General features: G+C 55.9%; 14 protein-coding genes. 8 read left to right on the top strand and 6 right to left on the bottom strand.

The window, feature by feature from the left end; genetic code table 11:
* Window positions 1-166: 166 nt before the first annotated feature.
* Together carB and DL239_RS12590 are read left to right on the top strand one after the other, a co-directional pair.
* Window positions 167-3,526 (top strand): carbamoyl-phosphate synthase large subunit, encoded by a 3,360-nt coding sequence (gene carB, locus DL239_RS12595; protein ID WP_167684447.1) that lies wholly within the window; start codon window positions 167-169, stop codon window positions 3,524-3,526.
* A gap of 194 nt (window positions 3,527-3,720) precedes the next feature.
* Window positions 3,721-4,845: a beta-ketoacyl-ACP synthase III gene (locus tag DL239_RS12590; protein WP_167684446.1), complete on the top strand. Its 1,125-nt coding sequence runs from the start codon at window positions 3,721-3,723 to the stop codon at window positions 4,843-4,845.
* A 104-nt stretch (window positions 4,846-4,949) separates the two neighbouring features.
* Here DL239_RS12590 and DL239_RS12585 read toward each other — a convergent pair whose 3' ends face one another.
* The gene (locus DL239_RS12585) at window positions 4,950-5,408 is read right to left on the bottom strand and encodes a hypothetical protein (protein ID WP_167684445.1); all 459 of its coding nucleotides are present in this window, start codon (window positions 5,406-5,408) and stop codon (window positions 4,950-4,952) included.
* Between the two features lie 374 nt (window positions 5,409-5,782).
* Here DL239_RS12585 and DL239_RS12580 point away from each other — a divergent pair, with 374 nt between their 5' ends.
* A complete protein-coding gene (locus DL239_RS12580) occupies window positions 5,783-6,373 on the top strand; it encodes a thymidine kinase (protein ID WP_167684444.1) in 591 nt (196 codons plus the stop codon).
* A 75-nt stretch (window positions 6,374-6,448) separates the two neighbouring features.
* Here DL239_RS12580 and DL239_RS12575 read toward each other — a convergent pair whose 3' ends face one another.
* The 5 genes from DL239_RS12575 to DL239_RS12555 all read right to left on the bottom strand — a co-directional run bounded on the left by DL239_RS12575 (window position 6,449) and on the right by DL239_RS12555 (window position 9,686).
* Window positions 6,449-7,399, bottom strand: coding sequence for a 2-hydroxyacid dehydrogenase (locus DL239_RS12575; RefSeq protein ID WP_167684443.1), 951 nt, complete (start codon window positions 7,397-7,399; stop codon window positions 6,449-6,451).
* Window positions 7,399-7,737, bottom strand: a complete 339-nt coding sequence (locus tag DL239_RS12570; RefSeq protein ID WP_167684442.1) for a tRNA-binding protein — start codon at window positions 7,735-7,737, stop codon at window positions 7,399-7,401. The genes DL239_RS12575 and DL239_RS12570 overlap by 1 nt, the downstream gene beginning before the upstream one ends.
* Window positions 7,730-8,545: a pyrroline-5-carboxylate reductase gene (gene proC, locus DL239_RS12565; protein WP_167684441.1), complete on the bottom strand. Its 816-nt coding sequence runs from the start codon at window positions 8,543-8,545 to the stop codon at window positions 7,730-7,732. The genes DL239_RS12570 and proC overlap by 8 nt, the downstream gene beginning before the upstream one ends.
* Before the next feature lie 39 nt (window positions 8,546-8,584).
* A complete protein-coding gene (locus DL239_RS12560) occupies window positions 8,585-9,085 on the bottom strand; it encodes a type III secretion system chaperone family protein (protein WP_167684440.1) in 501 nt (166 codons plus the stop codon).
* Window positions 9,086-9,437: 352 nt separating this feature from the next.
* Entirely contained in the window at window positions 9,438-9,686 is a 249-nt protein-coding gene (locus DL239_RS12555) for an accessory factor UbiK family protein (RefSeq protein WP_167684439.1), read from the bottom strand.
* 97 nt (window positions 9,687-9,783) lie between these two features.
* On the opposite strand from DL239_RS12555, the gene lgt reads away from it, so the two are divergent.
* The 5 genes from lgt to DL239_RS12530 all read left to right on the top strand — a co-directional run bounded on the left by lgt (window position 9,784) and on the right by DL239_RS12530 (window position 14,044).
* A complete protein-coding gene (gene lgt, locus DL239_RS12550; RefSeq protein WP_167684438.1) occupies window positions 9,784-10,683 on the top strand; it encodes a prolipoprotein diacylglyceryl transferase in 900 nt (299 codons plus the stop codon).
* Complete coding sequence (locus tag DL239_RS12545; RefSeq protein WP_167684437.1) at window positions 10,680-11,747, top strand: class I SAM-dependent methyltransferase; 1,068 nt, start codon at window positions 10,680-10,682, stop codon at window positions 11,745-11,747. The genes lgt and DL239_RS12545 overlap by 4 nt, the downstream gene beginning before the upstream one ends.
* On the top strand, window positions 11,744-12,499 hold the full coding sequence (pgeF, locus tag DL239_RS12540) for a peptidoglycan editing factor PgeF (RefSeq protein WP_167684436.1): 756 nt from the start codon (window positions 11,744-11,746) through the stop codon (window positions 12,497-12,499). Before DL239_RS12545 ends, pgeF begins: the two co-directional genes overlap by 4 nt.
* Window positions 12,500-12,778: 279 nt before the next feature.
* Complete coding sequence (locus DL239_RS12535) at window positions 12,779-12,946, top strand: hypothetical protein (protein ID WP_167684435.1); 168 nt, start codon at window positions 12,779-12,781, stop codon at window positions 12,944-12,946.
* 315 nt (window positions 12,947-13,261) lie between these two features.
* Window positions 13,262-14,044 (top strand): Hint domain-containing protein, encoded by a 783-nt coding sequence (locus DL239_RS12530; RefSeq protein WP_167684434.1) that lies wholly within the window; start codon window positions 13,262-13,264, stop codon window positions 14,042-14,044.
* Window positions 14,045-14,132: the final 88 nt, after the last annotated feature.

Genomic DNA, 14,132 nt, shown 5'->3' with positions numbered 1-14,132 from the left:
GTGACCACGCTATAACGATGTTCGCATTGCGCACAAAGAGGTGATTGCGGCAATTTGAGACCAATTTGCGATCCCCCTTGCACCTTTCGGCGCGGTCCCTATAACGCAGGACAATTTGGGCGCTTGGGGGCGCCACTGACTCGCGCAAAATCGAAGGAATATGGCCATGCCTAAAAGAACCGACATCCAATCGATCATGATCATTGGTGCGGGGCCCATTGTTATTGGCCAAGCCTGCGAATTTGACTACTCGGGCGCACAGGCCTGTAAGGCGCTGCGCGAAGAGGGTTACCGGGTTATCCTGGTCAACTCGAACCCGGCGACCATCATGACCGATCCCGGTCTGGCTGATGCGACCTATATCGAGCCGATCACTCCCGAAGTGGTTGCCAAGATCATCGAGAAGGAGCGCCCCGACGCTCTGTTGCCAACCATGGGTGGCCAGACCGGGTTGAACACATCTCTGGCGCTCGAAGAGATGGGTGTGCTAGAGAAATTCGACGTCGAAATGATCGGTGCCACCCGCGATGCCATTGAAATGGCCGAAGATCGTAAGTTGTTCCGCGAAGCGATGGATCGTCTGGGTATCGAAAACCCTCGTGCCACAATCGTCACTGCCCCCAAACTAGACGACGGCAAGGCTGACTTGGATGAGGGTGTGCGCATTGCCCTCGAATCTCTAGAAGACATCGGCCTGCCAGCCATCATCCGCCCTGCATTCACCATGGGCGGAACCGGCGGCGGTGTCGCCTATAACCGCGACGATTATGTCCACTTCTGCCGCACCGGCATGGATGCCTCTCCAGTGAACCAGATCCTGGTCGACGAGAGCCTGCTGGGCTGGAAAGAATTTGAGATGGAGGTTGTGCGCGACAAGGCCGACAACGCCATCATCGTCTGCGCCATCGAGAACATCGATCCAATGGGTGTTCACACCGGTGATTCGATCACAGTTGCCCCGGCGCTGACCCTGACCGACAAAGAATACCAGATCATGCGGACGCACTCGGTCAATGTTCTGCGTGAAATCGGCGTGGAAACTGGCGGGTCGAACGTTCAGTGGGCGGTAAACCCTGCCGACGGCCGGATGGTTGTGATTGAAATGAACCCACGGGTCAGCCGTTCTTCTGCGCTGGCGTCCAAGGCGACCGGCTTCCCGATTGCCAAAATCGCTGCGAAACTGGCTGTCGGATATACACTGGACGAGCTGGACAACGACATCACCAAGGTCACCCCGGCGTCGTTTGAACCAAGCATCGACTACGTCGTCACCAAGATCCCGAAATTCGCATTTGAAAAGTTCCCCGGTTCCGAGCCTTATCTAACCACCGCGATGAAGTCGGTTGGTGAAACTATGGCAATCGGCCGCACCATCCACGAAAGCTTGCAAAAGGCGCTGGCGTCGATGGAATCCGACCTGACTGGGTTTGACGAAGTCGACATTCCCGGTGTGTCAGTCGGGTTGTGGGAAGATGCAAGCGCTGACAAGGCCGCTGTGATCAAGGCAATCGGCATGCAAACCCCAGACCGCATGCGTACCATTGCGCAGGCGATGCGCCATGGCTTGTCGGATGATGAAATCCACAACGTCACCATGTTTGACCCCTGGTTCCTAGCCCGCATCCGCGAGATCATCGAAGCAGAGGCTGAAGTGCGCGCCAACGGGTTGCCTACTGACGAACGCGGTATCCGTAATCTGAAGATGCTCGGCTTTACCGACGCCCGTTTGGCCAACCTGACAGAAGCAACCGAAACCGACGTACGCAAAGCCCGTCGCGCGTTGGGTGTCACCGCCGTATTCAAACGCATCGACACCTGCGCCGCTGAATTCGAGGCGCAAACGCCGTACATGTATTCCACTTACGAAGCCCCAATGATGGGCGAGGCGGAATGTGAAGCACGGCCAAGTGACCGCAAGAAAGTGGTTATTCTCGGTGGCGGTCCAAACCGGATCGGCCAAGGGATTGAGTTTGACTACTGCTGCTGTCACGCATGTTATGCGCTGACCGATGCGGGCTATGAAACCATCATGGTCAACTGTAACCCCGAAACCGTGTCGACCGACTATGACACCTCGGACCGGTTGTATTTCGAGCCGCTCACCTATGAGCACGTAATGGAAATTCTGGAAACCGAAAAACAGAACGGCACCCTGCACGGTGTTATCGTTCAGTTCGGCGGCCAAACGCCACTGAAACTCGCTAATGCACTCGAAGATTCCGGCATTCCAATTCTGGGTACCACCCCAGATGCGATTGACCTGGCAGAAGACCGCGAGCGGTTCCAGGAACTGGTCAACAATCTGGGCCTGAAGCAGCCAACCAACGGCATCGCCTCGACCGACGAGGAAGCACTGGCCATTGCTGGCGAAATTGGCTTTCCACTGGTGATCCGCCCGTCTTATGTACTCGGTGGCCGCGCGATGGAAATCGTACGCGACATGGCCCAGCTGGAACGCTACATCGCCGAGGCGGTGGTTGTGTCCGGCGACAGCCCTGTGTTGCTCGACAGCTATCTGTCTGGCGCTGTTGAATTGGATGTGGATGCCATTTGCGACGGCAAAGACGTGCACGTTGCGGGCATCATGCAGCACATCGAAGAGGCTGGTGTTCACTCAGGCGACAGTGCTTGCTCGCTGCCACCTTACTCGCTGTCGGAAGACGTCCTGACCGAGATTAAAGCGCAGACCTTTGCCTTGGCCAAGGGCCTGAACGTTGTCGGCCTGATGAACATCCAGTTCGCCATCAAGGACGGCGTGATCTACCTGATTGAGGTCAACCCACGCGCCAGCCGAACCGTACCCTTTGTCGCCAAGGCCACCGACAGCGCCATTGCGTCTATCGCGGCACGCGTCATGGCAGGTGAGCCTCTCAGCAACTTCCCGATGCGCGCCCCCTACAAGGCTGACGCCAAATATGACGACGTGCTGCCACTGGGTGATCCGATGACGCTGGCTGATCCCAACATGCCTTGGTACTCAGTCAAGGAGGCGGTGCTGCCGTTTGCTCGTTTCCCCGGCGTAGACACTCTGCTCGGGCCAGAAATGCGCTCTACTGGCGAAGTCATGGGCTGGGACCGCGATTTCCCACGCGCCTTCCTGAAGGCACAGATGGGCGCTGGCATGGTACTGCCCGCCTCGGGCAAAGCCTTCATTTCGATCAAGGACGCCGACAAAGGCGCGCTGATGCTTGAGGCTGCACAGGTACTGGTCGAACAGGGCTTTACCCTGATCGCCACTCGCGGCACTCAAAGCTGGCTGACCGGTCACGGCGTAGAATGTGTACTGGTCAACAAAGTCTATGAGGGCCGCCCACACGTGGTTGACCTGCTAAAAGACGGTCATGTGCAGCTGCTGATGAACACCACCGAAGGCGCGCAAGCGGTTGAGGACAGCAAAGACATGCGCTCTGTCGCGCTGTACGACAAGATCCCCTACTTCACCACCGCTGCGGGTTCTAACGCCGCCGCACTGGCGATTAAGGCTCAGGCAGAGGGTGAAGTTGAGGTGAAATCGCTTCAGGGGTGATCCGCCCCCTGATTGTATGTCAAAAAACCCCGGTCCGTGCGGCCGGGGTTTTCTTTTACAATTGGCAGCTTTACGGGGCCGAGCTGTGCCGGTGCCTTCTGAACTTCCCCTGCGGAACCTGCGCCCTGACCTTGACCTCCCCTATCTAAAGTGACCAAATCGTAAGCACCCTGAACCAGCCAGAGTTCCAACACATGTATACTCCTGCCATTACCGGCACCGGGGTCTTCACCCCCTCGCTGATCATCACAAACGCTGAATTGGTCGAGGCGTTTAACGCCTACGCCGACCGCACCAACGCAAAAAATGCCGAAGCGATTGAGGCGGGTGAGATGGACGCTCTGGCGCATTCGTCAGAAGAGTTCATCCTAAAGGCCAGCGGTATTAACCAGCGTTATGTGATGGACAAGACCGGCGTGCTGGACCCCGACATTATGTACCCGCAACTGCGCCAACGCAGTGATGATGAACCGTCTATCATGGCGGAAATGGCGCTGGACGCAGCACACAAGGCGCTGAAGCAGGCCGGGCGCACAGCGGCCGACGTGGATCTGGTGATCTGCGCGGCATCAAATCTGGAGCGCGCTTACCCAGCTGTGGCGATTGAAATCCAGCAACTGTTGGGCTGTCCGGGCTTTGCTTTTGACATGAACGTCGCCTGCTCCTCGGCCACCTTTGGTATTCAGGCTGCGGCCGATATGGTGCGCTCCGGTTCCGTCCGTTCGGCGCTGGTCGTCAACCCCGAAATCTGCTCGGGGCATCTGGAATGGCGCGACCGGGATTGTCATTTCATCTTTGGCGACGTGGCCACCGCAACCTTGATCGAACGCAAGGAAGATGTGCGGGGCGCACATTTTGAAATCCTATCGACACGCTGTGCCACGCTGTTCTCAAACAACATTCGCAACAACAATGGCTATCTGCGCCGCTCACGCCCGGATGGGGTAAAGGACCGCCGCGACATGCAATTCATGCAGAATGGTCGCAAAGTGTTCAAAGAAGTTCTGCCCATGGTGAGCAAGCACATTGCAGGCCACATGGCTGACAATGACATTGCCAACACCGACCTGAAACGCCTGTGGCTGCATCAGGCCAACAAAGCGATGAACGATTTTATTGGTAAAAAAGTGCTCGGCCGCACGCCCGAGCCGGGTGAACAGCCCAATATCCTGCAAGACTATGCCAACACGTCGTCTGCTGGCTCGATTATCGCATTCTCACAGCACTCTGGCGATTTGTCCGTAGGTGACTTGGGTCTGATCTGTTCATTCGGCGCAGGCTATTCGGTCGGCTCAGTCATCCTGCGTCGAGAAGGCTAAGCGACCTTGATCTATTTTGTTTGAGCCGTCCTCGATCAATCGTGGACGGCTCATTTATGCTGATACAGGACTTTTTCGTGAACTGATCGCTCAAAGCAGATGCTTCAGGCGCTTTCTTCTTCCAGGTGCAATTTCATGTCGATCAAGACATGTTGCAGGTTTACCGTTTCCCGTAGCAGACGCTTGGCTTCGTTTACGGTGATAATTCCGTCTTCCATCGCTGACTGGTATTCACTCATCAGCATGGCAAACCGCTGGCTTAGGGCAATGACGTCAGAATTCACGCCACCACTATCTGACGTGTTTGGTCTGCGGTCATCATACGACAACGAGATCTTTTTGAGATCTGCAAGGGCAGATGTCACATGTGGAAAAGAGGATTCCTGTTCCAGCTTGGCTACGGCATCAACCGGCATAAAGCGATCCGCATGTTCTGCGTTGTCGGAATAGTACCGCCCCAAAGTCGCCTTGGACTTTCCGGTAATCTGGCAAGCCGCCTCGATTCCCACATCCTTTACCAGGGCCTCTGTATGTTTCTTTAGATAAGTGCCTATTTCCGCCATCAATACCGCCCCGGCTTATGCTCTGGCGCTCCATGGGGAACCGCCTGATCTTTTTCCCATTATTGCCTTGTAATCGAAATGCAATACCTTTGCTATCCCTCAGGTATAAGGGAGCTTAAAGAGTGAAGAATGGAATTTCCCCATTTGGTGCCCAATAGGGACTAGGAGTGAGTGAGTATCCTGATCCTTGGCCGCTTTTTCGGTCAAAAGCGTCGCTTGTTTTGTCTTGATCCGTCCATCCCCAGGGTCGTTCCGCCCGGAATGGAAAAAACAGACAGGCGGCGCTTATTTTATCCGTCCTGCTGCTTGGGTAATCTTCGCCGAACATCGCAATTGAGGTTTCAACCCTGCGACCCAGGCGCTAAACCACGCCCATGGCAAAACTCTATTTCAACTATTCAACCATGAACGCCGGCAAATCGACGATTCTGCTTCAGGCCTCGCACAATTATCGCGAAAACAACATGGACACCTACCTGCTGACCGCACAGCTTGATGACAGAGCCGGAACAGGTCGCATTGCATCGCGCATCGGTATTGGCGCCGAGGCGGATATGTTTTCGCCGACGGACGATTTGTTCGAGATGGTGAGCGCGCGTGTAGAGCAGGGAAAAATCGCCTGTGTTTTTGTTGATGAAGCGCAGTTCCTGTCCTCAGAACAGGTGTGGCAGCTGGCCCGAGCAGTTGATGATCTGAAGCTGCCTGTATTGTGCTACGGATTGCGCGTCGACTTCCAAGGTCAGTTGTTTCCCGGATCAGCGGCGCTGCTGGCACTAGCAGACGAAATGCGAGAGGTTCGCACCATCTGTCGCTGTGGCCGCAAGGCCACAATGGTGATCAGGCAGGATGAAGACGGCAATGCCATCACCCAAGGGGAGCAAGTGCAAATCGGCGGCAATGAAACATATGTTTCGCTATGCCGCCGCCATTGGCGCGAATCAGTCGGCGATCTATCCGCCAGATAGGACCGCGCGCCCGTACTGAGCCTTCATTTTTTTGAAAACACTCCGGGGTTTGGGGCAGCGCCCCAAATCATACCCTCAAACAGGATTAGGCAGTTTCTGTCCTGCGGCAAATGCGGCGATGTTATCCAGAACCATATGGCCCATGTTGCTGCGCACCTCTTCGGTTGCCGTGCCCAGGTGTGGCAACAGGCTGACATTGTCCAATGCCATCAGCGCCTGCGGAACCTCTGGCTCGAACTCATAGACATCCAGCCCTGCACCTGCGATTTGCCCAGCCTGCAACGCAGCGATCAAGGCCGCCTCATCGATCACCTCACCACGGGCGATGTTGATCAGATGAGCCCAAGGCCGCATGGCCGACAGAACTTCACCGTCGATCATATGCCGCGTTTCTGCCCCGCCCGGCACGGCGGTCACCAGCACATCAACGTCTGCCGCTATCTGTAGCAAACTCTCCGCACGCTGAGCTTCAAAGTCCAACTCTTTCGCGCTGCGGGCTAGATAACTTACCTTCATACCAAAGCCAAAATGGCAGCGTCGTGCAATTGCCTGCCCAATTCGCCCCATGCCGACAATGCCAACATGCTTGCCGCTCAGGTGTTGTCCTAGCAATTGGGTGGGGTGCCATCCCTGCCACTGCCCCGAGCGCACCAGCCGTTCGCCCTCGCTCGCGCGGCGCGCCGACATCAGCATCAGTGTCATGGCTATGTCCGCTGTGGCATCGGTCACCGCTCCGGGTGTGTTGGTCACTTCAATGCCCGCAGCCATCGCCGCTGCAACATCAATGTGATTGTACCCAACGCCAAAATTGGCCAACAGTTTACACCGAGGTTCAGGTGCCGTTGAAAAGACACCAGCATCGAAGGCATCCCCAAGCGTCGGCATCACCACGTCGAACTCAACCAGCGCACGGTGCATTTCATCTACGCTCATCACCGCAGTGCTGCTGCGAATTTCGACATCGAACTCTGCCCGCGCGCGCGCCTCGACCTCGGCCGTCAGCGGCCGTGACAACAATACTCGCATCAATGCATCCTTCCGCCCAAGGGCACCTGGCAATCCGGTCCAATCAGGCGAATTTCGCCACCTTCATCGGGCAACCCAAGCACTAGAACCTCGGACATGAACTTACCGATCTGACGTGGTGGAAAATTGACCACGGCCATCACCTGCTTACCAATTAATGTCTCCGGCTGGTAATGGGCGGTAATCTGCGCCGAAGTTTTTTTCTCACCAATCTCGTCGCCAAAGTCGATCCACAACTTAATCGCCGGCTTACGGGCCTCTGGGTATGGTTCGGCCCGCAGCACCGTACCAACTCGTACATCCACTTTCAAAAACTCATCAAAAGTAATCTCAGCCACGCGATAGCTCCTTAGATCGGTTGGTTGCGGCCCCAACAGCGCGGTTCAGCAGTGTAGGAAAGCCATCACCCTCGTCCATCAGCACCTCAAGCGCCGCCTGGGTGGTGCCATTGGGGCTGGTGACATTGACGCGCAACTGGCTGGGGTTCTCTTCTGCGGCCTCGGCCAGAGCACCTGCCCCCGCGACAGTAGCTTTGGCCAGTTGCATTGCCAGTTCAGCCGGAAGCCCCTGTGCTTCGCCTGCTGCGGCCAGTGTTTCGATCAGGTGAAACACATAGGCCGGTCCGGACCCGCTAACGCCGGTCACTGCATCCATCTGCGTTTCACTGTCCAAGCGCACCACCTGCCCGACAGCAGACAGCAGCAATTCAGCACCATCCAGATCAATTGCAGAAGCCGTATCGTTACCGATGATTGCTGTGATACCCCGGCGGATCGCCGCGGGCGTATTGGGCATGGCCCGCACTATAGGAGTGCCCGCCCCCAGAATGTCTTCGAATGTGGCAATCGAAGTGCCTGCAGCGACAGAGATAAACAAGGTTCCTCCACCACCCAGAAGTTGCAGATTTGGCAATGCTGCACCCATCATCTGAGGCTTGACCGCGATCAGCACAATGGCCGGTGAAGCAGGCAGTGATTGGTTGATCAAAACGCCTGTGTCTTGCAGCCAGTCTGATGGATAGGGATCAATCACCGAGACCGAGCTGGCTGGTAGACCGCCCTCAAGCCACCCGGCCAACATCGCCGATCCCATCTTGCCGCAGCCCAGAAGAACCAGCCCCCGCGCTGCAATATCTGACATGTCCATCTGCTCGCCCCTCTCTGACATTCAGTTCAGGGCAGAGTGTTACGCGCGGCCATAGGCCTCTGCAATGGCGACTTGCATCGCATCTTCTGGCGTACGGCCTCCCCAGACCATCAACTGAATAGCTGGGTAAAACCGTTCAGCACCGCTGACCGCGTTCGTAATCATAGTGTCGATCTGTTCCGGCCCTGCAATTTTGCCACCGGTCAGTACCAGCCCGTAGCGATAAACCATCAGTTTCTGCTTAGCCCAATAGGTAAAGGCCCCGGTCCAGCACTCGTCGTTCATCTTGTTCAGCAGCTCGTACAGCTTGGGCAGCTTATCTTCTGGCGGCTCCATTTCAAAACTGCACACCATGCGCAGTGTCTCGTCATAGCTTGACCAGGCCAGTGTCAGCGAATAGGTCCGCCACTGCGCCTCGACCGCCATGGCGATCTGGTCGTCGCCAATACGATCAAATTCCCAATCGTGATTGGAAGCCAGATGTTCGACGATATCAATTGGATGAATATCATCTTCCAAATGATGCTCTGAAACGGTCATGGTGCCACCTCACTGAATCACTAGCGACACAGAGCCCCACGCCCTCAATCACTAGTTGATTGCTCTATTGGCCGGGGTTTAGCCCCCGTATCCATACAAAATATGGTGGGACCACAGGGCCGCTGTGGCAACCCTTATTTTGGGGATAACTGCAATAAGTTGTGGATGACTGGAATTTCAGCGCAATATAGTGGCGCGCTACTCCATCGGCGGTCTTCCCGACATTTTCACAAGCGCGCAATTGCGCTTCTTTTTGCTAAAAATACTCATATCCAACCTTTCCAGGCTGGTCCATGCGCTGCCTTCACCCCGTCGGGCCTCCCAAAGGACGCACAGGCAGCGCTGGCAGGTGTCAGTTTTTGGAGCCAGCCTCAAGTGCATCCAGACGCACCTTGAGTGCTTCGTTCTCTTCACGGGCCTTCTGGGCCATCGCACGCACCGCGTCGAACTCTTCACGAGTCACAAAGTCGCGATCAGCCAACCAGCGGTCCATCAACCCTTTCATCGCAGTTTCTGCTTCATCCTTAGCACCTTGGGCCACGCCCATGGCGTTAGTCATAAGCTGCGAAATGTCATCCATGATCTTATTTCGTGTCTGCATCGTCTTCTCCATATCCGGCTTAACCCCTATATGGGCAAGCAATCGACCGACGACAAGACGTTGACTTTATTACCTCAGCACAGGCATTCACTCATCCATGCAAGCAATGATCCAATTTCCCGACCTCTCGCCCGAGATTTTTTCGATTTCCCTAGGCGGAATGGAATTCGCCCTGCGCTGGTACGCGCTGGCCTATATAATCGGCATTGTCATCGCTTGGCAGCTGGCAGTTACGGCTTTGAAACGTCCTGCACTGTGGCCCAACCAAACACCGCCTATGCGACCCGAACAGGTCGAGGATCTGCTGACCTGGATCATTCTGGGTGTGATCTTGGGCGGGCGCTTGGGCTACGTGCTGTTTTACGGATCCGGCACCTACCTATCTGATCCCCTGCAAATCCTACGAGTTTGGGAGGGAGGAATGGCCTTTCACGGCGGCTTGGTTGGCGTTATTGTTGCCAGCTGGATCTTCGCGTCTCGCCATAACATCCCAAAACTTGGCATGGCGGATCTGGTGGCACACACGGTGGCACCGGGTTTGCTCCTTGGTCGGTTGGCCAATTTCGTCAACGCCGAGCTTTGGGGGCGCCCCACCGATCTGCCATGGGGCGTTGCATTTCCAGGCTACGCAGCCCAGGACTGTGGTCAGGCCGTAGGGGAAATCTGCGCGCGCCATCCATCGCAATTGTACGAAGCCATGATCGAGGGGCTTTTTCTCAGCGTTGTGCTTGTGTGGTTGGCCTACCGTCGTGGCGCCTTTCACAAGCCTGGGCTTGTTCTTGGTGTCTTTCTTGCGACCTATGGCGCCGCACGTTTTCTTGTTGAATTTGTCCGCCAGCCCGACGCTCAGTTCATTTCGCCCGGCAACCCACTGGGGCTGGCATGGCAAATCGAAGGGATCGGCATCACTCAGGGCCAAATGTTGTCCCTTCCGATGATCATAATTGGTGTCTTTTTCGTTCTACGTGCCCACTCCAATGCAACGAGACTGGCATGAGCCTGCAAGATTATCTTATCGCGCGGATCGACGCTGACGGCCCTCTGTCGGTCGCCGACTACATGAACGAGTGTCTGCTGAACCCCAAATACGGATACTACACCACCCGCGATCCTCTGGGCTCGGGTGGTGACTTCATCACCGCCCCCGAAATCAGCCAGATGTTTGGCGAAATGTTAGGCCTGTCTTTGGCCCAAAGCTGGCTCGAGCAGGGATCCCCTGTTGCTTTTACGCTCGCTGAACTTGGCCCTGGGCGCGGCACCCTGATGGCCGATCTGCTGCGGGCCACCAAATCGGTTCCCGGCTTTCACGAAGCGGCCCAGATTGTTTTGGTCGAAGCCTCCCCCACCTTGCAGGCTAAACAACAGGACGCACTAAGCGCCTATCAGGTACAATGGCATGACACGGTAGATTTGCTGCCTGATCAGCCCTTGTGGCTGGTCGCCAACGAATTCTTTGATGCGCTGCCCATTCGTCAGTTCGTGCGTGAAGGTCAAGCTTGGAGGGAAAAGCGTATTGGCAGGGCGCAAGGCGAGTTGACCTTTGGTCTCGGCCCTCTGGCCCCGCAACCCGCACTTGACCATCGACTGGCTGACACCCACGACGGCGACCTGGTCGAAACTTGTGAAGCAGCGGCACCAATAGTCGCCAGGATAGCGCAACGCATCGCCAGTCATGGTGGGGCAGCTTTGATCATCGACTACGGTGACTGGCGTGCATTAGGCGATACTTTGCAGGCGCTACGTGGTCACGAATCGACAGACCCACTGACGACCCCCGGACAGGCTGACCTGACAGCTCATGTCGATTTTGAGGCACTGGCACTGGCAGCCCAAACCGCTGGCTGCGCCTACAGTCGTGTAACACCGCAGGGTGTCTTTCTGGAACGGCTTGGCATTACAGCGCGTGCACAGACATTGGCTGCACTGCTCTCTGGTACCACCTTGGACAGCCTGATTGCAGCACATCAGCGCTTGACCCATCCTCAGGAAATGGGAACTCTGTTCAAAGTACTGGGACTATTCCCCAAACAGTCTACACCGCCACCAGGATTGAACGCATGACGCTGGAAATTCTCACTTCCGAAACACTTTTGCCGGTCAGGCATGGCTTTTTCACCCGCCGAGGTGGCGCCTCTTCAGGGATATTTTTGGGCCTCAATTGCGGAACCGGGTCTTCGGATCAAACTGAAGCAGTGAAAATGAACCGCGCGCGCGTGGCCAAGGCCATGCAGGTTGACGGCCCAGCCCTCGCGGGGGTTCATCAAGTTCACTCACCCGATGTGGTGACAATAACAGCACCGACAGCAGATCGCCCGCAAGCGGATGCCATGGTGACCAATGTCCCCGGCATCGCCCTGTCCATTTTAACCGCGGATTGCCAACCAGTCCTGTTCGCAGATTTCGAGGCTGGCGTCATCGGCGCGGCCCACGCTGGTTGGCGTGGCGCACTAGGTGGAGTGTTAGAGGCCACATTAGACGCGATGGAAGCCCTAGGCGCCAACCGCGCAAACACCGCCGCTGTGATCGGACCAACCATTTCACAACGTGCCTATGAAGTCGGAGAGGAATTCTTTGATGATTTCATGAAGCAGGACCCAGGGAACGCTCGTTTCTTTGCCAATGGAGAGTCTGGGAAATACCAGTTCGACCTTCCGGGTCTGGGGTTGCACAAACTTCGCCAGGCCGACGTCGGCAGCGCAGAATGGACCCGGCACTGCACCTATTCTGACCCTGAGCGTTTTTTCTCGTACCGACGCGCAACCCACGCAAAAGAAGCAGACTATGGCCGTCTAATCTCTTGTATTCGGCTGTAGGCTTCCTCTCCTGCCTCAGGGATATCACTTGCGTACTAAGTCGGTGGGCAGATTGCGGCAACCTCACGAAATTCCTGCCACAATTCCCACCCCCAGCGTTTCCCTTAGGGCACCTACCAAGAAATAACCCAGTATTTTCAGGTCAATGACAGCTCAGGCATCCAGGTTTTGAAAATAAGTCTCAAATTCCACCTATCAGCCACATTGGCGGCGCATTGCTTATTCATACCTAGGACACCGACAGCAACGGGCCATCAATAGCCTGGCAGGAGAAGCGCAATGACAGCCAAGACCAAGTTTTTGAATTCAATCATCGCAAGCGCGCAAGGCCACAATGTCATCATGCCGTGGACCCGCGGTGCGGCCCGGCAAGCATCTATCGCTCGTCGTCGATCTCCTATCCAGAGCACCACCAACTCAACATCCGCAACAGCCAAAACCGCCTGACTTTGGCTTTGGAACATCAGTCGTTGATCTTCCGCCTCTGTTTTGGATGAAACGATCGAGGTTTCCACCAGCCTACACGGGGGGCAAAATACCGCGCTTACCGGATCTTAGGATATTTTGGCGATACTCGTGCCAACGTAGAATGCGGCCCGACGGCACAACAGAAACTGAACGCATATTAACTATACCCAGCGAGTTCTTTTGACAATTTGATGCAAAATCCTTCATTTTTCTCAGCATAGAGAATTAAATCTAAGCATTTCGGGTTTCGGTGGGGACCAACCTAAATGCGCAACTGAAAAAGGTCCGACGACAATGGAGATCCCTCATTCGTTACAGCGTGCAGCAAACAGCGTAGCGAAATCCTCTGCCCTTTTACAAGATCCCGCGACCCTGCGTGCCTCCAACCGGCCCCAGTTGCGACGGTTTGAGGTTGCCAGCCTTTTGCCTAATGGCAATGTCGCTGAAACCCAGCACATCGCGCCAGCTCTCCCCCTATTCGAAGATGCATTTAGCGCCTTTACACGTGGATCTCTGGTGGACACGGAAATTGGCCCGATCGCGGTTGAGGATCTTCTTCCCGGTGATCGCCTGATCACCCAAGACGGCGACGTTCAGACATTGATGTGGAAGGGCAGTACCAGCCTGATCCCAGGCCGTGCGACCAGCTCTGGGCGCACACACAAGCTCACCAGTTTCATGGCCGACTGTTTTGGCATGCAGGGACCGATGTCCTGTGTGATCGCCGGGCCTGCGGCTCGGGTTTTACGTACGCCACCACACCTACGGGCTATGTCCGGCTCTGTGCCACTTTTGACTCCGGTTCACGAATTCCACGATGGCATGTCCATTGTTGAAACCGCACCGCCAACACCGGTTGAATTGTTCCATCTTTGCCTCGACCGTCATACAGTGATCAAGGTTGGTGGGTTAGAGTTTGAAACCTACCATCCAGGGACAAAATCACTGCAATTGACCAGTCACGCAATACGGACCTTATACCTGAATATGTTCAGCCACATCGATCACCTGTCCGATTTTGGCCCACTGGTCCATGCGCGCGCAGGCGATGGTCAGATCGACGCTTTGCCGTCCTGACCCCCGTCACTGTAAAACGCGATATCCCCTTCATCTGGCCAAAAATATCCCGGGGGTGAATTGGCCCTGCGGCCAAGAGGGGGCAGCG

The organism is Parasedimentitalea denitrificans (genome assembly GCF_011813015.1).
Classification (GTDB): Bacteria; Pseudomonadota; Alphaproteobacteria; order Rhodobacterales; family Rhodobacteraceae; genus Parasedimentitalea; species Parasedimentitalea denitrificans.
Note: the sequence above shows the minus strand (reverse complement) of the source record. Positions and strands in the feature narration are given on the sequence as shown.

What these genes read in the sequence shown, in the direction of transcription:
- proC (WP_167684441.1), bottom strand. Translation starts at nt 8,545, where the DNA reads ATGGACATGTCAGATATTGCAGCGCGGGGGCTGGTTCTTCTGGGCTGC.
- DL239_RS12530 (WP_167684434.1), top strand. Translation starts at nt 13,262, where the DNA reads ATGGAGATCCCTCATTCGTTACAGCGTGCAGCAAACAGCGTAGCGAAA.
- DL239_RS12545 (WP_167684437.1), top strand. Translation starts at nt 10,680, where the DNA reads ATGAGCCTGCAAGATTATCTTATCGCGCGGATCGACGCTGACGGCCCT.
- pgeF (WP_167684436.1), top strand. Translation starts at nt 11,744, where the DNA reads ATGACGCTGGAAATTCTCACTTCCGAAACACTTTTGCCGGTCAGGCAT.
- DL239_RS12585 (WP_167684445.1), bottom strand. Translation starts at nt 5,408, where the DNA reads ATGGCGGAAATAGGCACTTATCTAAAGAAACATACAGAGGCCCTGGTA.
- DL239_RS12560 (WP_167684440.1), bottom strand. Translation starts at nt 9,085, where the DNA reads ATGACCGTTTCAGAGCATCATTTGGAAGATGATATTCATCCAATTGAT.
- DL239_RS12575 (WP_167684443.1), bottom strand. Translation starts at nt 7,399, where the DNA reads ATGCGAGTATTGTTGTCACGGCCGCTGACGGCCGAGGTCGAGGCGCGC.
- DL239_RS12580 (WP_167684444.1), top strand. Translation starts at nt 5,783, where the DNA reads ATGGCAAAACTCTATTTCAACTATTCAACCATGAACGCCGGCAAATCG.
- DL239_RS12535 (WP_167684435.1), top strand. Translation starts at nt 12,779, where the DNA reads ATGACAGCCAAGACCAAGTTTTTGAATTCAATCATCGCAAGCGCGCAA.
- carB (WP_167684447.1), top strand. Translation starts at nt 167, where the DNA reads ATGCCTAAAAGAACCGACATCCAATCGATCATGATCATTGGTGCGGGG.
- DL239_RS12555 (WP_167684439.1), bottom strand. Translation starts at nt 9,686, where the DNA reads ATGCAGACACGAAATAAGATCATGGATGACATTTCGCAGCTTATGACT.
- DL239_RS12590 (WP_167684446.1), top strand. Translation starts at nt 3,721, where the DNA reads ATGTATACTCCTGCCATTACCGGCACCGGGGTCTTCACCCCCTCGCTG.
- lgt (WP_167684438.1), top strand. Translation starts at nt 9,784, where the DNA reads ATGCAAGCAATGATCCAATTTCCCGACCTCTCGCCCGAGATTTTTTCG.